The sequence below is a fragment of the Pseudomonadota bacterium genome, from assembly GCA_027624955.1.
Taxonomy (GTDB): Bacteria; Pseudomonadota; Alphaproteobacteria; order UBA828; family UBA828; genus PTKB01.
The window spans coordinates 1-17,193 of record JAQBTG010000041.1; the positions used below are offsets into that span (position 1 = coordinate 1).

Sequence of the window (17,193 nt, forward strand, 5' to 3'; positions counted from 1 at the left end):
AAACCCTCCCTTATGCAATCCGACTAGTTTGTTCCATAGGCGCTGACGTCAGACAACGAACAATTCTTTCGAATGCAGAATCGAACATAAGGTTATGACGAATTCTATCAGAATCCCATCTAGTAATAAATAATTAACCCATCAAAACAATAAGTAAGGCTTGGTCAAGGAGTTAAACTGTTAACAATGAAACCTTTATTTTCCCGCCGGATTGCGATCCGATCCACCTGAGCGGATCGGATTGAATATTAGTGCATGGCTGGCTTTCCGCATATCGGAACAGCGGTTTCCAAAGACCCACGCAGAAAATTCTGAAAATCCGCCCAAATTAACGGCGGCACAGAGAGCGATTGCGCCACCAATCTCGCTTGATGAATCAACTAGATGCATCAGCGACGCACTGAATATCAATCCCCGGGCCAAGCGCCGCCGACCCGCAAGCGTCTTCGCGATGAGAGTATTCTCGTGCCTCTGTTCCGCACTATTACGGGATTGAAATACCGGCAAACCGCCCGAAAACGTCTTACCCCACCGCGGAAAAGCTGTTTGGACGTCCACCACACTGGTCCGGATACATCCTAACCTGGCTAATCTGGGTAAGATTTCTCGGCAGACCTTAGCCGGCTGGGGAGAAGCGTTGAATGATGATGGCGGCAAAGTGGAAACTTGTTCCATATTCCGGGGTCTGATCGTGGAGATACGCCTCGTGCCAATCGACAGCAAGGTTCGCATCCATCTGGAAGGCAATCTGCCCGCCATGCTCGCTTATACCACGAAGGATGATCGCGCCCGATCATCGTAACCCGGCGTGCAATTAGTGCTGGTTGGCGCTGGTAGCGGGAGAGGGATTTGAACCCCCGACCCATGGATTATGATTCCACTGCTCTACCAACTGAGCTATCCCGCCCCGGCCGTCGCGGCGTTGGCTATACGACTGGGCGCGGCGACCTGTCAAGCGCAGCGATGCGCCACTTAACCGGCCGGGCTGTCTTGAATTGCTAAGATCGTTGAAAGGTCGACCTCGACGAAGCGAACGGCTCGCACGCCGTCATCATCCACGCGGGTAACCTGGCCGGTAAATTCGCAAGATGGGCCTCCCTGAGGCTCCATCATCCCGGTAAAACGATCCTTGGGCTCAAGATCTTCAAGTCCATAAGCTCTAAATCCACCGATCGACCAATTCAAAGTTTCGAGCTCTCGCTCTCCCACTCTCAATTTCAATTTATTATTCTCCAACCGGACGTCGTTGCCGATAACAATATGCTATAGATGAACAGTGTTTACATTATGACAAACTATCTGTTCAAAAGAAAGTGATCGTTGTCACAATTCTGGGAGATAACGACGCGATAGCCGATGCCGCCTACTCAATCTTAAATCGTCATGCAGAAAACTCGGGTCGAATTGTTGCGATATCGCAATAGCTTCAAAGCACTATCCAGGCGCCCATCATTCGTCTGTGGCGCTTTAAGGCGGCATTGAGTGTGCAAATCAACCATGGAGTGTGCAAATCAACCATGTGGCGGAGATCACAGGTCTTTAACTACCGAGATTTGACGGGTCGCTATGCGGCGGTCGTCTGGCTCAGCGCCGCGCTCCGTTCCATGCTCGCGATCCACCCGCCACCGAGGAGCTTGTCGCCGCGATAACAAACCGCCGCTTGGCCACGCGCGGTTGCCGGTTCGGGCTGGGCAAGGCGGATTTCGGCTTCGCCATTGTCGAGCAGGGTCAAATAGCCGGCCGCGCCCGGGTGTGTGGACCGCAATCGAACGATAACGTCACCAGCACTCCGCAACGACGCTTCGGAGTCGATAAATTGCGGCTGCCGGAGGCGGACCCGGTCGCACAATAGCGCCGCCTTGGGGCCCACCGTAACACGCCGACTTGCAGCGTCCACGGCGACGACGTACAGCGGTTCAGGCGCGGCGAGTCCAAGACCCCGACGCTGACCGACAGTGTAATGAATAATGCCCGCATGTTCGCCGACAACCGCTCCGGCGAGATCGACAATATCTCCGGGCTCGGCAGCGCCAGGCCGAAGTTTTTCAATTATTGCGGCATAATCGCCGCCAGGGACGAAGCATATATCTTGGCTGTCGGGCTTTTCCGCCACCGCAAGTCCGAGGCGCTCGGCATGCCGCCTGACCTCCGACTTACCGATATCACCCAGAGGAAAGCGCAGAAATTCAAGTTGCTCGCGGGTAGTGGCGAAGAGGAAATAGCTCTGATCCCGCCCGGCGTCATGGGCGCGGTGCATTTCAGGCCCGGCAGCACCAACTACGCGGCGCACATAATGCCCGGTCGCCAAGGCGTCCGCCTCGAGGTCGCGGGCCGCAGCCAGCAGGTCGCGAAATTTTACCGTTTGGTTGCAGGTGATACAGGGAATTGGCGTTTCCCCGCGCAAATAGGAATCGGCAAATTCATCCATGACTTCGCGGCGAAAGCGATCTTCATAGTTCAGGACGTAATGCGCGATGCCGAGATGCGCTGCTACACGGCGGGCGTCGTGAATATCCTGGCCGGCGCAACAGCTCCCGGTCCGCGCCTGCGTGGCGCCGTTGTCGTATAGCTGGAGCGTCATGCCCACCACGTCATAGCCGGCCTCGGCATAAAGCGCGGCGGCAACAGAGGAATCGACGCCGCCCGACATGGCCACGACGATTCGGGTCCTGTTGCGCGGCTTGTCTATTCCGACATCAATGGATGGTATGGACATGGGCGCAATATAGGCCGCCAAACTGGCCCGGCAAGCACAACGATTTCATCGCAACCCGGTCTGTTGGTTTCTTATTCGCCCGCCGCGAGGCCCATTTGCCAGAATGCTGCCTCCAAACGGGTGGCTTCGCCGAATGTGCGGCTAAGAGCCGTAATTCGTAGGTCCGCCCCGCGCGCCTTGCCGACACGATCGAGTAAGTGGACGGCGTCGGCCGAAATGGTCTGATAATCCTTGCCACCATACATCTCAATCCAAGCGGCAAAGCGGTTGCCTTTCATTCGGGTGCTATTGTCGGCGATGAGACGGGCGCCGATTTCGCCATAGCCGATGACGCAGGGCGCCAACGCAACATAAAGATCGAGCAAATCGCCGGCCATGCCCCGCTCCAATACGTAGCGGGTATAGGCGAGCGTGGCGCTGTCTTCGAGCGCAGATTCGAGAGTGGCGGAATCCACCCCCCAGTCGGCGCAATAGGCTTCATGCAGGCCGATCTCGACGTTGAGGATCGCCTGCAATCCTTGCGATGCAGCACGAATTTCCTCCAGGCTCTCTGCTTTGTAGGCAGCTAGACCATAGGCCCTGGCAAAATGCCGAAGAAATAGGAAATCCTGAATCAAATAGTGGCGAAATGCAGTCTCGGGCAAACTGCCGTCGGCCAACGCCTTCACAAAGGGATGCGCGGTAAAGTTGCGCCACGCGTCGGCATTCGCCTCCCGCAAGCTGACAAACAAGCTCCCGTTCGAATGCTCGCTCAAAACTCGTCCGGCCACCGTCAGCCGAGCAGCATGTTTCGCGTTTCTTTGGGAAGCGAAACTACGAGCCCATCCAACTCTTCAGTGATCACGATCTGACACCCGAGGCGTGACGTACGCGTCAGGCCAAAGGCAAGATCGAGCATATCTTCTTCATCTTCGCTCGCTTCCTCGAGTTTGTTGTGCCAATTCTTGTCGATGATGACATGGCATGTCGAACAAGCCATCGAGCCCTCGCAAGCGCCTTCAATGGCAATCTGATTGTCGTGTGCGATATCAAGCACAGAATCGCCAACCGGTGCGTTGACCACGAGATGGGAGCCGTCGGCGACGACAAACGTCATTTGTGGCATAGACAAATTCTCCAATAAACTTTCTGCCCGTCGGATCCTCCGCGCCGACGGCGCAATCCAAATTCAACTTGCCCAGCTTGGTCAACGTTCAGCAGCTTTATCACTGCCCGAAATTTGTGAAACACCGCTGGTATAGCGTGCCGTCAACCCGGCATAAAATGCGCGCCAGGCACGCACCAGTGTATCGACTTCTTCGTCCTGGCTTGCCCATCCGAAACTGATTCGAATAGCGCATCCAGTCTCCGCGTCGGGCAAGCCGAGCGCGCGTAACACGTGCGACGGTTCCACTTTGCCAGAGGAGCACGCGGAGCCAGCACTTACCGCAACTCCAGCGAGATCCAAACCCATTACCTGCAACTCGCTTTGCACGCCGGGCATACTCAGGCAGCTGGTATTGGGCAGCCGCTCCGCGCCCGCACCAAAAACTCTAACCTTCGAATCGATGCCGCTGAGGCTTTGTTCCGCCCTATCCCGCATGGCCGATATATGCGGCGCTCGCTGCAAATCGTCGACAGCCAACTCCGCCGCGACACCGAAGCCAACGATACCTGCCACATTTTCTGTACCCGGGCGCCTGCCGCGCTCCTGCCCGCCGCCAATGACCAAGGGCTGCAAATCGAGCGTACTCTTTACAAAAAGCGCGCCAACGCCTTTCGGGCCGCCAAACTTGTGCGCCGACAGGCTGAGCATATCCACGCCGAGGGAAGCGACATCGAAGGCGATACGGCCCGGCGCCTGCACGGCGTCACAATGAACCAAGGCGCCGCGTTTCTGTGCCAGCGAGGCAATTTCGGCAACCGGTTGAATCACGCCTGTTTCGTTATTGGCCAACATGACGGAAACCAACGCGTCATCAGCTATATTACCCAGCGCCCGGTCGAGGTCGTCAAGCGACACAATCCCGTTGCCGTCAACCGGAAGCACTGCCAGTTCTCTTCCATTTCTATCTGAATTTGAATCAGCAAGGGCTTCCGCGGCCCGCAGAACCGAGGGATGCTCGATTGCAGAAATTATCAAGCGGCTTCGCCGGGCGCCGTTCAGAGCCATGTTATTGGCTTCGGTGCCGCCGGCGGTAAATACCACTTCTTCGGGGCGGGCGCCGATCATGGCCGCAACTTGATCGCGCGCCAGTTCCACCGCATTGCGCGCGTCACGTCCAAATTGATGTACGGAAGACGGATTTCCCGTCATCGCCAGTGCCTTGGCAACCGCTTCGCTTACCTGCGGTTTGACAGGCGCGGTGGCGTTATAGTCGAGATAAATTGCTTCCGTTCGGTGATCGCTCGCGCTCATTCGGCTGCCGCGGTAGCCTGTGGGTTACCGTCGCCTCGCTGCGCCGTATGCAGCACACCGCTGGACCCCAACACCCTGCCTGCGCACACGTCTTCGAGCGTCACGGTATTGAGAAACAGATAAATATGGTTGCTGAGTTCTTCCCAAAGATCATGCGTCGCGCGTCTGCCACCGTCGGGCATGCAGCCAGAGCCGCTCATGGGATCGCAACGTGTGGCGCGGAGCGGTTCATCCACCGCCATGACAATATCTGATATACGCAATTGGTCGGCGCCGCGAGCCAACATATAGCCGCCGCCCGGACCACGGACACTTTTAACCAAACCCTTTTTCCGCAACTTACTGAACAATTGTTCGAGATAGGACAATGAAATATCTTGGCGATCAGCGATATCGGAAAGCGTGATCGGCCCGTTCTTGGCGCGCATGACGGTACAGTTCGCAAGATCCACCATCGCCATGACCGCGTAGCGGCCTTTCGTGCCCAACTTTATGACAAATTCCTTTCCATTCGGCAGTCGCCGACTCAATCGCCTGTGGTCAACAATTAGGTGGAACGGCGTCGCCCTTTGCGTCGCCAGCTTCTTCACCAGACATATTTTGCGTTTGTTGGTTCGAACTCGCGCTTTCGAGGTGCTCAAGCCGGGCGCGCAAGCGGCCAAGTTCCTCAAGCAATCCTTCAATAGAACGAGACATTGGGTCGGCAACATTCGGCGACGGCGTTCCGTATGCCGCGAAACCGCCCTGCTCACGCATCTCTTTCGGGGTGCGCGCCGCCGGGCGTGCAGCCACGCCGACCATAGTTGCGCCCGCAGGAACGTCTTTCAAAACAACAGCATTGGCTCCCACCCGTGCGCCCCGGCCGACAGTAATCGGGCCCAGCACCTGAGCGCCAGCGCCCACGACAACATTATCTTCCAGGGTCGGATGGCGCTTTCCGGGCGCCCATGTGACACCTCCCAAAGTAACGCCGTGATAAAGCGTCACGTCGTTTCCAATTATCGCAGTTTCGCCAATCACGACGCCCATGCCGTGGTCAATAAAAAATCGCCGGCCGATGCTAGCTCCCGGATGAATTTCTATGCCCGTAAACATCCGGCCCAAATGCGAAACAAAGCGGCCGAATAGGAACAGGCGATGCCGCCACAGCCAATTTCCGAAGCGGTAAAATTGCAACGCATGGAAGCCCGGATAACAAAAAAAGATCTCGGCGCGTGAGCGAACAGCCGGGTCGCGGCCAAAAACGCTATCCATATCTTCTCTAATACGCTTGAACATAACGGCACCTGTCGTATATCAATGGTCTAGACGTAAGTATTCTCTTGGCGCTCGCGCCGCAAGTGCCCACACTTTGTCGGGGCAAATCTACGATACATAATATTTTTAAGTACCCGACCTAGTCTGTCAAGATATTGGGCATTGATTTTGTGTTATATAGTGTCTTTGCCGCAGTAAACCAAATGGATTTAACCGCTCACTCAAATTGTAACGGAATGATATGCCAGAGGTGATGATCAACGGGCCCGAAGGGCGTCTTGAGGCGCGCTACCACCACGCCGAAGATCCCAACGCGCCCATAGCTTTGGTGCTTCACCCCCATCCGCAGCATGGGGGAACGATGAACAACAAGCTCGTGTACACGGTGTACCATATCTTCAGAGCTCGCGGTTTTTCAGTCCTGCGTTTCAATTTTCGCGGCGTTGGCAGGTCGCAAGGGCGTTTCGATCATGGCTTCGGCGAATTGAGCGATGCTGCGACCGCCCTTGACTGGATGCAAACGATTAACCCGAACGCGAAATCCTGTTGGATCAGCGGCTTTTCTTTTGGCGCCTGGATCGCCATGCAAGTGCTGATGCGCCGGCCTGAAATTCACAGTTTCATCGCGGTGGCGCCGCCGGCCAACATGTTTGATTTCACGTTCTTGGCGCCCTGCCCATCGTCCGGCCTGATTATCCACGGTGCGCGCGACGATCTCGTACCTGAATCCGACGTCGCGACTTTGGCGCAGAAATTACAGAACCAACGCCACATTGAGATCGACTACCGCGTCATCAAAGGCGCCAATCATATGTTCGAAGATAAGATCGATATTTTGGGCAAGCACGTCGAATCTTATTTAGACGAACATATGGCAATCGCCGAGGCTGGTTAAACCACCATCAGCCGGCGCGGTGCAAAACGCCGCCGCTTTGTGCTTGGCGCACACCAGTGGTTTCCGGCAGGCTCAAAAACGCTCCGTTCAGCGACCGCACCGCTAAGTATGCGAAGGCTTCCGCTTCCAGCGCGTCTCCCCGCCAGCCTACCCTTTCCACTGACTCGACCGCGATTTCGGTTCGCTCGGAAAGTGCCGCCAACAAGCAAGCATTATGCCTTCCACCGCCAGTAACCAGCAGGCGCCGGGCCTTAGCAGGACATAAATCGAGCCCCAATGCCACCGCCTGGGCGGTGAAAGCCACCAGCGTCGCCGCTCCGTCGGCATCAGATAGTGACGAAAGAGCGGCGCAGTCAAAGGCGTTGCGGTCAAGCGACTTGGGCGGCGGCGCCGAAAAATAGCGATCGCCCAAAAGTATTTTGAGCGCCGCCTCGTCGACGCGCCCCCGCGCCGCAAGGGCCCCGTCGCGGTCAAATGGCGCGCCGGTACGAGAGAACAGCCAATCGTCGATCAAGGCACATCCCGGGCCGGTGTCAAAAGCACGCAGGGCGTTATCTTTGCCAATCCACGTAATGTTGGCCACCCCGCCCAAATTCAGAATCGCTACCGGCAGTGCGAGTGCTGTTTTGGTGGTCCGTGCCAATGCTCGATGATAGAGGGGCACCAGTGGCGCCCCCTGCCCTCCGGCGGCAACATCAGCCGTGCGGAAATCATTCACCACATCGATTGCAAGACGTCGCGCCAACAGCGCGCCGTCACCCAATTGACGGGTTACGCCATGCGACGGGTCGTGCCAAATGGTATGACCATGAAAGCCGACCACGCGTATCTTCCCGGCGCCGTATCCGGCCTCAGCCATCAACGATTTTGCGGCCGCGGCATGAGCCTCCGTCAGTGCCGCCTCCACTTCACCCGCTTCATCGCTCTTGCCTTCGATTAGCCTACGCAATGCCTGGCTCAGACTGGCATCGTAGGGAACCGTCAGCCACGGGCCAAAATCGAATACTTGCTCGCCATCGGTCCGAATTAGAGCCGCATCAATGCCATCAAGCGACGTCCCACTCATCAAGCCCAATGCGTAAACCGGCACTAGACCGGCTCGATCTTCGTCCAATATTCCGATCCCGCCTGCATTCAATTCGGCCATAGCCTCATCAAAGTTGATTGTGACAGCTGATGGCCACAGTTAATTGTCCAAGCACGTGGGCCGTGTTACATCACGGCGACCTGCTCATCCAGGCTTCTTTCGAATACGGACCACCGCTAGCCATGCCCGAATATCGTTCTGAATTTATGCGCGTGCTGCATGAGCGCGGATTTGTGCATCAATGTACAGATGATAGGGCACTTGATGCCCTCGCCGCAGACGGCTCGATCACCGGTTACATCGGCTTCGATTGCACCGCCAACAGCCTGCATGTCGGCAGTCTGGTTCAGATCATGATGTTGCGCTGGCTGCAACGTTGCGGCCACAGACCGATTGTCTTGATGGGCGGCGGCACAACCAAGATTGGCGACCCCTCGGGCCGAGACGCCTCGCGGCAAATGCTTAGCGACGCGCAAATCACCGCGAACAAAACTGGCATTCAAGGTTGTTTCGCGCGCTTCCTGACGTTCGGCGACGCGCGCGGTGACGCCATCATGGTGGACAATGCGGAATGGCTCGAAGGGCTCGAATATGTCCCGTTCCTGCGCGATATCGGTAGCCATTTTTCATTGAATCGGATGCTTAAATTCGATTCGGTACGCTTGCGCCTGGAGCGGGAGCAACCGCTGACATTTCTCGAATTCAACTACATGATCCTGCAAGCCTATGATTTCATGGAATTATCCCGGCGTGAAAACTGCGTACTTCAAATGGGCGGCTCAGATCAATGGGGTAATATTGTAAGTGGTATCGAATTGGCCCGCAGAATCGATTCCGCGTCGCTGTTTGGCGTGACGACTCCATTAATCACGCTTGCCTCTGGAGAAAAAATGGGCAAGACCGCGCAGGGCGCGGTTTGGATCGATGAATCGAGATTAAGCTCTTATGATTATTGGCAGTTCTGGAGAAATACCGACGATAGGGACGTATGCCAATTTCTCCGTCTATTCAGTGAATTGCCGCTCGAGGAAATTAAGCGATTTGAATCCGTCGCCGGAGAAGAACTAAACGAAGCAAAAAAGCTGCTGGCCAACCTCGCCACCGAAATGTGCCATGGCAAAGATGCCGCTCTGGCGGCGGCGAAAACCGCGCGCGATACATTCGAAGCCGGCGGCGGCGGCGGCGGATTGCCCGAAGTCAGCGTTTCCAAAGTGGATCTGACCGTGGGAATTCCCGCCTTTCAATTCGTGCACGATGCCGGATTGTGCGAATCGCGCGGTGAGGCACGGCGCCTGATCAGAGGTGGCGGTGTGCGCTTAAACGACAATGTGATTTCCGAAGAGGATTTCGCCGTATCGCTGTTAAGCTGCAACGCGGACGGCCTGATTAAGCTTTCAGCCGGCAAGAAACGCCACATTTTGGTTCGGCCGAGCTAGCGACCTCTGGCAAGAGCGACTTACGCCACAGCCGACAACGATGCCGCAGGCCGTCTAAAACTGGTCCGCCCGAAGAAATTTACATTTGCGCTGCTAGCCTGTTCAAAATAGCTCGATTACTCCGGACGCCAGGGCTCATAATCTCCTGTCGCCTTGTCGCGTTTGCCGCCCTCCAATAGATGGCCGGGCGGGCGGAAAGCGGCTGAAGTGCCGGTCAGATTCGGCAAATGAGGTTTTTCCCAAGATTTCACTGCGACGGGCTTTTCGGCGGGCGTTTCCGCGACAATATGGTGCAACCATCCGTGCCATGATGGCGGAACGCTCGATGCGTCGTCGTCATCATTATACAACACCCAGCGCCGTTCGCGCCGGCCCTCCCGCCTGCGTTTCTCACGAAAATAACGATTGGCAAACTCGTCCCTGCCGACAAATTCACCCCTAAACATAGTGAATAACCGGGTCCCGATGGTAGCCATGCAAAGTTCTCCATCCGCACAATCGATCGCCCGGCAACTCTGGCGTGCGATCTTGCAATTTCGTCGTGTTCGACGCGGTCGAGATTTATGCACGCTGCGTGGTGCACAGTCCAGGACTCTGATCCAGAAGAAATTTTTCGGCGCCGCATCGGGGGGGAAACTTAAAAAAAACTTCTCTGAATCAGGCGCCGAGCCCGGTTACAGTTTAGATTTTACTTTAAAACCGTTCCACACCTATATTAATTATATTAGTAATGACAACAATTTAAGCCATTGAATATATTGTATATTATTCACTATTACTTGTTAACATTTTAACCACAGTTTTATCCACAGGTTACTCGACACACCATGTAGTGTTGTCAAAATCACTAACCCCAAAATGTTGTTGCCATCCGAATTTGAACGGCGTAACGTGGCTTTCCGTCGAGATGTTGTGTTGCAAACCTATATAGCCACAACATCTCGAAGTATTTGAACCGAAAGGGTTTATTCGACCTAGATCGGAAAACCGGATCGGAGTGAAACAATGGTTGATAGTTGGCGAAAGTTTGTTGGGGGGGCGAGGTTATGCGCATAGAGCGGGTCTTCACTGTTGACGGCCAATCGCCGTACAACGACGTCGAATTTCGCAAGACGAAGAGCGAAATTCGGCATCCCGATGGCTCTATCGTCTTCGCACAGAATGACATTGAAGTGCCGAGCGCATGGTCGCAAGTAGCGTGCGATGTGTTGGCACAGAAGTATTTTCGCAAGGCGGGAGTGCCGAGCCACATACGCCCGGTTGAGGAAGAAAGCGTTCCGCGCTGGCTGTGGCGCTGCGAGGCCGACGACGCGGCGCTTGAAAGTGTAAATCTTTCTGAGCGCGATACTGGAGAAACCTCCGCCAAGCAGGTGTTTGACCGCCTGGCCGGCACTTGGGCCTATTGGGGCTGGAAAGCAGGCTATTTCGACGCCGAATCCGATGCCCGCGCCTTTTATGACGAAAGCCGCTTTATGCTGAGCCGGCAAATGTGCGCGCCGAATTCGCCGCAATGGTTCAACACCGGCTTGCATTGGGCTTACGGCATCGATGGGCCAGCGCAGGGCCATTATTACGTTGACTTCGAAACCGGCGAGACCAAACCCTCTCTTTCGGCCTATGCTCACCCGCAGCCGCATGCGTGCTTCATTCAGAGTATCCAAGACGATCTCGTCAATGAAGGCGGCATCATGGACCTTTGGGTGCGCGAGGCGCGCCTCTTCAAATACGGCTCGGGAACAGGCACTAATTTCTCGAATCTGCGTTCCGACGGCGAATCTTTAAGCGGTGGTGGCCGCTCTTCTGGCCTCATGAGCTTCCTAAAAATCGGCGATCGCGCGGCGGGAGCCATTAAATCGGGCGGTACCACGCGCCGGGCGGCCAAAATGGTGATTGTCGATATCGATCACCCAGACGTCGAAAAATTCATTAACTGGAAAGTGGCGGAGGAGCAAAAGGTCGCCGCACTGGTCACTGGTTCGAAGCTTGCGAACAAGCATTTGAACGCCATTATGCAGGCGTGCCGCTCTGGCGATGGAGACGCGCGTTTCGACCCCAAATTGAACGACGCGCTGCGCAAAGAAATTACCGCCGCGCGCAAATCAATGATTCCAGAAAACTACATCCACCGCGTCATCCGTTTGGCGCAACAGGACTACGATTCCATCGATTTTCAAATCTTTGACACGGATTGGCAGTCGGAAGCCTATGTGACCGTGTCGGGGCAAAACTCCAACAACACCGTACGCGTGACCAACGCATTCTTAGAAAGCGTGCAGAGCGGCGGCGATTGGGAGTTGATCCGGCGCAAGGACGGTAAAGTGGCGAAAACCGTCAAGGCGAGCGCGCTGTGGGATCAAATAGCTCTGGCTGCCTGGTCTTCAGCCGACCCGGGTGTGCAGTACGACGACACGATTAATGAATGGCACACGTGCCCGGCGGATGGACGTATTAACGCGTCCAATCCTTGTTCGGAATATATGTTCCTGGACGATACTGCTTGCAACCTGGCCTCGCTAAACTTGCTTACTTTCCAAAACGAGGAAGGTCGCCTCAAGATCGCAGAATTCGAGCACGCGGTTCGGCTGTGGACGCTCACCTTGGAAATCTCCGTCCTGATGGCACAATTTCCGTCGCGCGAGATTGCCCAACGGTCCTATGATTACCGCACCCTGGGCCTCGGGTTCGCCAATATCGGCGGATATTTAATGTCGAGCGGCATCCCCTACGACAGCCCGCGTGGCCGAGCCATCTGTGGTGCCATCAGCGCGCTCATGTCTGGCACCGCCTATGCGACATCCGCCGAAATGGCAGGGGAATTCGGCGCCTTTCCACGCTTTGAGGCTAATCGCGAGGATATGCTGCGCGTCATCCGCAATCATCGCCGTGCGTCGCTAAGTCACTCAGAAAGCTACGAAAGGCTTTCGGTCTCGCCCGCGCCGCTCGATCTCGCCAATTTAGCCGACGATGCGTTGGCCGCCGCCGCAAGGAATTCCTGGGACAAAGCCATAGAGCTCGGCGAAGCGAATGGCTTCCGCAATGCCCAGGTCAGCGTTATCGCGCCGACTGGCACCATCGGCCTGATCATGGATTGCGACACCACTGGCATCGAGCCGGATTTCGCACTGGTCAAGCATAAGACGCTGGCTGGCGGAGGGTATTTCCGTATCATCAACCGTTCGGTGCCGCGCGCACTCGAAGTGCTGGGCTACAGTGATGAGGAATGCGACGAAATTGTGCGTTACGCCACGGGGAACGGCACTCTCGTTGGTTCGCCGGCGATCAATCACGACAACCTCGCCGAAATTGGTTTCTCAAAGTCGGTTTTAGACAGCTTGGAGCAGGCGCTTGGCACCGCGTTCGAGCTGCGCTTCGCATTCAATAAATGGACCCTGGGTGAAGAATTCTGCCTCAAGGTGTTGAATCTGACTGAAGCGCAGATCAATAATCCCATCTTCGATTTTCTGCCTGCTATGGGCTTCAGCGATGCTGATATCGCGGCAGCTAACCTGTATTGTTGTGGTGCAATGACGCTCGAAGGAGCGCCGTATCTCAGAGATGAGGACCTCCCGGTATTTGATTGTGCCTCTCCGTGTGGCCGGTTCGGGACCCGCCACCTGACGGCGGAGAGCCACATCCGCATGATGGCGGCAAGCCAGCCTTTTATTTCCGGCGCGATCTCGAAAACGATCAATTTGCCGGCCGGTGCCACCGTCGAGGACTGCGCCAATGCCTATCTGCTTTCCTGGCGGCTCGGGCTCAAAGCCAACGCGGTTTACCGGGACGGCTCGAAATTGTCACAACCGCTTAGCGTCTTGGCGCTCGGCGACGAGTTAGATGGAGAGATTGAAGAACAACCCCAGACTGTGCGCACCGTCAAGGTAACCGAACGCATCGTCGAACAGGTGTTCTTGCATGAGGGCAAGAGGCGGCGCCTACCGGACCGTCGCAAGGGCTATACCCAGAAAGCGATCGTCGGCGGACACAAAATTTATCTTCGAACGGGCGAGTTTGAAGACGGCAATCTTGGGGAAATCTTCCTCGACATGCACAAGGAGGGCGCAGCCTTCCGCAGCCTGATGAACAACTTCGCCATCGCCATTTCTATCGGCCTCCAATATGGCGTGCCGCTTGAAGAATATACCGACGCCTTCACGTTCACCCGCTTCGAACCGGCGGGCTTGGTGCAGGGCAATGAAGCGATCAAGATGAGCACGTCCATTCTTGATTACATATTCCGCGAATTGGCTATTTCCTACCTCGGACGCAGTGACCTGGCTCACGTGGAAGCGGCCGACCTGTTGCCGGATACAATTGGCCGGGGTGAGTCTCAAAGCGACCAGCCCACCCATGGCGCGGATGCCTCCGGCGGCGGCGGCGGAGTGCAGGGTTTTGCCGCCGCGCTCAGCAGCAACGGAACCAGTGCCGGCTACGTGCGCAGCAGTCTGATGGTGGTAAACGGCGGTTTCTCGACGAACGACGAGGCGTCCACCAGTCACCTTAGGACCGTTACCGACAATGGCGTGGAAGTAAAAGGCTTCACCAGTGGCGCGGCTGCGGCAGTAGCCGTCGATCCAGCGCATGAAACGGCGACGGAACACGATCTTGAGCTAGAACGGATTCGTCGGGCGCGTCTCAGAGGATATGAGGGCGAGGCCTGTGTCGAATGCGGTAATTTTACACTGGTGCGAAATGGCACCTGTATGAAATGTGACACCTGTGGCTCCACCAGTGGTTGTTCCTGACGGCCGTTTTTCTCCCGCGGCTAAGACCATTGGACCTTATGGGGTGCGCGCAACGCGCACCCCATTTTTCTTTGTGCTAACTTATGGTGTCGAAGCTTAGCCCAAGTCGGGAGACTCCATGCAGATTGGTGAATTTTCCGCTCTTACATTCGATTGCTACGGAACATTGGTGGATTGGGAGCGCGGCATGCTCACGGCTTTGGCACCGTGGCATGAGCGGTCCGGTTTAGGGATGGATCATAGCGTTTTGCTGGCCGCCTATGGCCGCCATGAAACGGTGATACAGCAAGAACAACCGGGGCTGCCCTACCGTGACGTCGTAGCAAACGTACTTGGGCGGATCGCTAACGAATTCGATAGGCCGGCACACCAAGACGAAATGCAGCTTTTCGGCAATTCCGTCGGTCTGTGGCCGCCTTTTCCGGATAGCCGAGATGGGCTCGCCTATCTAGGTCAACATTTCAAGCTTGTGGCTATCACGAATGTCGACAACGCTTCCTTCGCTCGTACGCACCAATTACTCGGCGAGCCTTTTCACGCGATCGTCACCGCGGAAGATGTAGGTAGCTATAAACCGGCGCTAGAGAATTTTCATTTCGCCTTCGAGCGCCTCTCAGAATTGGGAGTGGCCCGCAGCAAAATCCTCCATGTGGCTCAAAGTCTTTATCACGATATTGCGCCGGCTCGGGCGCTGGGCCTCGCCAATGTGTGGGTCGATCGGCAAACCGAGTACGGTGCTGGCATGACGCCGCCAACCGACGCGCAGCCGGATCTGCGGGTGACCAGTTTGAACGAATTGGTCGCTGTTCACCGCGCCAAATGCTAGTTCGTCATGCGTCAGAATTACGTACTTGATTATCATTTCGACCATTCGCCGGAGGTGATGTGGCCGCTCATGATAGATTCACCACGCTCCAATGAGGCGACCGGCTTCCCGCGTCATCAAGTAACGCAAACTCCCCGCCCGGATGGTTCTGTCGAACGCATTGCCCGCGGGAAGTTCGGCCCGTTTCAATCCGAGTGGGAAGAATTTCCGTGGGAGTGGGTGGCACAGCACAAAATGCGCAACATCAGGCGCTTTCGTAAGGGCGTATTCGATAATATCACCGCGTCATTCGAACTGACACCGGAAGGCAACGGATGTCATGTACATGCCGAACTCTCCATGGAGAGCAGCAATCTGTTCGGCACGCTTTTTTTACTCTTCGGCGGAGGCGCAAAAATCGCCCACAAGGTCGAGACATATATCACCGCCAACACCGCCTTCATGTTGGACAACGGACCACTGCCAGCCGCACTCGCAGGCGACAAAATTTCTGCCGCCATGCGAGCCCGCTTGACGCAACTCGTCGTAGAGATCGAAGGCGGCCCCTATGGACATAATTTAGCGCGCCTGCTGGCTGAATTTATTGCCACCGGAGGCGATGTTGATATGAACCGCATCCGCCCGCTGGAGCTCGCACAGCGTTGGGATGCAGAACCGCGCAAGACTATAGAGTTGTGCCTGGAAGCTGTTCGGGTTGGCATTCTTGGCATGCGATGGGATCTTATCTGCCCGCGTTGCCGGGGCGGTGAAGGCGCCATACCGGACCTGGCATCTTTGCCCGACGGTATCCACTGCCCGTCCTGCAACATTGATTATCAACGTGACTTCTCGGCCAATGTAGAGCTGAGCTTTCACCCCGCGCCGGCCATTCGCCCGATAAACCCGGATGAGAATTTTTGCCTCATGAGTCCGGCTCATACGCCACACGTCATGCTGCAGAAAATTTTGGAACCAGGCGAAAGTGCTGAGTTGGACATCGATATTGCGCCCGGCGCTTACGACATTCGCACGCTCGAGCCAGGCGGCATGGTGGAAGTTGATTATGAAGGCGGCGGTTTCCCCGAAGTAATCTCCGGCGATGACGAAATGCGAGCCGGCGATAGGGCGGCCCCCGGCAAAGCAAAACTGCGCAATGAAAGTAAGAAACGCCTCACCCTTCTTATCGAACGCCGCGACTGGCTCAATAACATCGTCACTGCAGATAAAGTTACGGCGCTCCAGGCGTTTCGCGACTTATGCGGCAATCAGGTTTTGCGGGCCGGCGACGATGCTGCGATCGGGCATATCGCCTTGATGTTTTCAGATTTGCGCAGCTCGACCGCGCTTTACAATCGCATCGGCGACGGGCCGGCTTATCATTTGGTACGCGAACATTTCTCCTTTCTTGCTGACGAAGTGCGCGAGCATAACGGCGCCATCATCAAGACCATCGGCGATGCCGTAATGGCGGCGTTTGGCGAACCAGCCGATGCCGTGCGCGCCATGCTATCAATACAAAACCATATAGCCGCCTTCAACGCATCGCAGGAAGAAGGCGAACTTGTTATTAAGCTCGGCGCCCATGCCGGCAGAACGATTGCCGTCAATTTGAATGGCCGCCTCGATTATTTCGGAGCAACAGTCAATCTCGCGGCGCGATTGCAGCAGCTGAGCGAAGGCGGCGATGTCGTCCTCTCCGAATCCCTTGCCGGCGACCCCGCAGTCGGGACTCTCCTTGCAGGCATGCAATTCGAAGTGGGAGCTGCGCATTTGAAAGGATTCGACAAACCGGTCGCCTACACCCGCCTACGTTCCGTGGCCTAGCTATTATTAAATCGACCATGACCATTGCGCGGT

Annotated in this window: 15 protein-coding genes and 1 tRNA gene; 6 read left to right on the top strand and 10 right to left on the bottom strand. The window is 56.0% G+C overall.

From position 1 onward, the window contains the following. The first annotated feature begins 637 nt into the window (after positions 1-637). Positions 638-802: a hypothetical protein gene (locus tag O3A94_14200; protein ID MDA1357404.1), complete on the top strand. Its 165-nt coding sequence runs from the start codon at positions 638-640 to the stop codon at positions 800-802. A 29-nt stretch (positions 803-831) separates the two neighbouring features. Here O3A94_14200 and O3A94_14205 read toward each other — a convergent pair. The 8 genes from O3A94_14205 to cysE all read right to left on the bottom strand — a co-directional run bounded on the left by O3A94_14205 (position 832) and on the right by cysE (position 6,392). Continuing rightward, a tRNA-Met gene (locus O3A94_14205) sits at positions 832-907 on the bottom strand. Positions 908-972: 65 nt separating this feature from the next. Further along, positions 973-1,221: a hypothetical protein gene (locus O3A94_14210; protein ID MDA1357405.1), complete on the bottom strand. Its 249-nt coding sequence runs from the start codon at positions 1,219-1,221 to the stop codon at positions 973-975. A 343-nt stretch (positions 1,222-1,564) separates the two neighbouring features. Beyond that, on the bottom strand, positions 1,565-2,716 hold the full coding sequence (gene mnmA, locus O3A94_14215; protein MDA1357406.1) for a tRNA 2-thiouridine(34) synthase MnmA: 1,152 nt from the start codon (positions 2,714-2,716) through the stop codon (positions 1,565-1,567). 71 nt (positions 2,717-2,787) lie between these two features. Further along, positions 2,788-3,471 (bottom strand): TenA family protein, encoded by a 684-nt coding sequence (locus O3A94_14220; GenBank protein MDA1357407.1) that lies wholly within the window; start codon positions 3,469-3,471, stop codon positions 2,788-2,790. A gap of 17 nt (positions 3,472-3,488) precedes the next feature. Further along, on the bottom strand, positions 3,489-3,821 hold the full coding sequence (locus O3A94_14225) for a ferredoxin family 2Fe-2S iron-sulfur cluster binding protein (protein ID MDA1357408.1): 333 nt from the start codon (positions 3,819-3,821) through the stop codon (positions 3,489-3,491). Between the two features lie 81 nt (positions 3,822-3,902). Then, positions 3,903-5,114 (bottom strand): cysteine desulfurase family protein, encoded by a 1,212-nt coding sequence (locus tag O3A94_14230; GenBank protein ID MDA1357409.1) that lies wholly within the window; start codon positions 5,112-5,114, stop codon positions 3,903-3,905. After that, positions 5,111-5,608 carry an Rrf2 family transcriptional regulator gene (locus O3A94_14235; protein ID MDA1357410.1) on the bottom strand — a complete coding sequence of 166 codons (498 nt, stop codon included), beginning with the start codon at positions 5,606-5,608 and terminating at the stop codon, positions 5,111-5,113. The genes O3A94_14230 and O3A94_14235 overlap by 4 nt, the downstream gene beginning before the upstream one ends. A 46-nt stretch (positions 5,609-5,654) precedes the next feature. Next, entirely contained in the window at positions 5,655-6,392 is a 738-nt protein-coding gene (gene cysE, locus O3A94_14240) for a serine O-acetyltransferase (protein MDA1357411.1), read from the bottom strand. A 220-nt stretch (positions 6,393-6,612) separates the two neighbouring features. On the opposite strand from cysE, the gene O3A94_14245 reads away from it, so the two are divergent. Then, positions 6,613-7,266: an alpha/beta hydrolase gene (locus O3A94_14245; protein ID MDA1357412.1), complete on the top strand. Its 654-nt coding sequence runs from the start codon at positions 6,613-6,615 to the stop codon at positions 7,264-7,266. Positions 7,267-7,273: 7 nt separating this feature from the next. Here the strand turns inward: O3A94_14245 and O3A94_14250 are convergent, their stop codons facing one another. After that, complete coding sequence (locus O3A94_14250; GenBank protein ID MDA1357413.1) at positions 7,274-8,413, bottom strand: anhydro-N-acetylmuramic acid kinase; 1,140 nt, start codon at positions 8,411-8,413, stop codon at positions 7,274-7,276. 122 nt (positions 8,414-8,535) lie between these two features. Between O3A94_14250 and tyrS the strand changes: the two genes are divergently transcribed. Then, positions 8,536-9,789: a tyrosine--tRNA ligase gene (gene tyrS / locus O3A94_14255; GenBank protein ID MDA1357414.1), complete on the top strand. Its 1,254-nt coding sequence runs from the start codon at positions 8,536-8,538 to the stop codon at positions 9,787-9,789. A gap of 116 nt (positions 9,790-9,905) precedes the next feature. Here the strand turns inward: tyrS and O3A94_14260 are convergent, their stop codons facing one another. Then, positions 9,906-10,265 carry an NADH:ubiquinone oxidoreductase subunit NDUFA12 gene (locus tag O3A94_14260; protein ID MDA1357415.1) on the bottom strand — a complete coding sequence of 120 codons (360 nt, stop codon included), beginning with the start codon at positions 10,263-10,265 and terminating at the stop codon, positions 9,906-9,908. A gap of 570 nt (positions 10,266-10,835) precedes the next feature. Here O3A94_14260 and O3A94_14265 point away from each other — a divergent pair. The 3 genes from O3A94_14265 to O3A94_14275 all read left to right on the top strand — a co-directional run bounded on the left by O3A94_14265 (position 10,836) and on the right by O3A94_14275 (position 17,160). Further along, positions 10,836-14,531 carry a vitamin B12-dependent ribonucleotide reductase gene (locus O3A94_14265; GenBank protein MDA1357416.1) on the top strand — a complete coding sequence of 1,232 codons (3,696 nt, stop codon included), beginning with the start codon at positions 10,836-10,838 and terminating at the stop codon, positions 14,529-14,531. 118 nt (positions 14,532-14,649) lie between these two features. Beyond that, on the top strand, positions 14,650-15,357 hold the full coding sequence (locus tag O3A94_14270; protein MDA1357417.1) for a haloacid dehalogenase type II: 708 nt from the start codon (positions 14,650-14,652) through the stop codon (positions 15,355-15,357). A 6-nt stretch (positions 15,358-15,363) separates the two neighbouring features. Then, positions 15,364-17,160 (top strand): DUF5939 domain-containing protein, encoded by a 1,797-nt coding sequence (locus tag O3A94_14275; protein ID MDA1357418.1) that lies wholly within the window; start codon positions 15,364-15,366, stop codon positions 17,158-17,160. Positions 17,161-17,193: the final 33 nt, after the last annotated feature.

Excerpts from the sequence above, each read along its gene's own strand:
- cysE (MDA1357411.1), bottom strand. The coding sequence starts at position 6,392 with ATGTTCAAGCGTATTAGAGAAGATATGGATAGCGTTTTTGGCCGCGAC.
- O3A94_14230 (MDA1357409.1), bottom strand. The coding sequence starts at position 5,114 with ATGAGCGCGAGCGATCACCGAACGGAAGCAATTTATCTCGACTATAAC.
- O3A94_14265 (MDA1357416.1), top strand. The coding sequence starts at position 10,836 with ATGCGCATAGAGCGGGTCTTCACTGTTGACGGCCAATCGCCGTACAAC.
- O3A94_14245 (MDA1357412.1), top strand. The coding sequence starts at position 6,613 with ATGCCAGAGGTGATGATCAACGGGCCCGAAGGGCGTCTTGAGGCGCGC.
- mnmA (MDA1357406.1), bottom strand. The coding sequence starts at position 2,716 with ATGTCCATACCATCCATTGATGTCGGAATAGACAAGCCGCGCAACAGG.
- O3A94_14225 (MDA1357408.1), bottom strand. The coding sequence starts at position 3,821 with ATGCCACAAATGACGTTTGTCGTCGCCGACGGCTCCCATCTCGTGGTC.
- tyrS (MDA1357414.1), top strand. The coding sequence starts at position 8,536 with ATGCCCGAATATCGTTCTGAATTTATGCGCGTGCTGCATGAGCGCGGA.
- O3A94_14270 (MDA1357417.1), top strand. The coding sequence starts at position 14,650 with ATGCAGATTGGTGAATTTTCCGCTCTTACATTCGATTGCTACGGAACA.
- O3A94_14275 (MDA1357418.1), top strand. The coding sequence starts at position 15,364 with ATGCGTCAGAATTACGTACTTGATTATCATTTCGACCATTCGCCGGAG.
- O3A94_14250 (MDA1357413.1), bottom strand. The coding sequence starts at position 8,413 with ATGGCCGAATTGAATGCAGGCGGGATCGGAATATTGGACGAAGATCGA.
- O3A94_14260 (MDA1357415.1), bottom strand. The coding sequence starts at position 10,265 with ATGGCTACCATCGGGACCCGGTTATTCACTATGTTTAGGGGTGAATTT.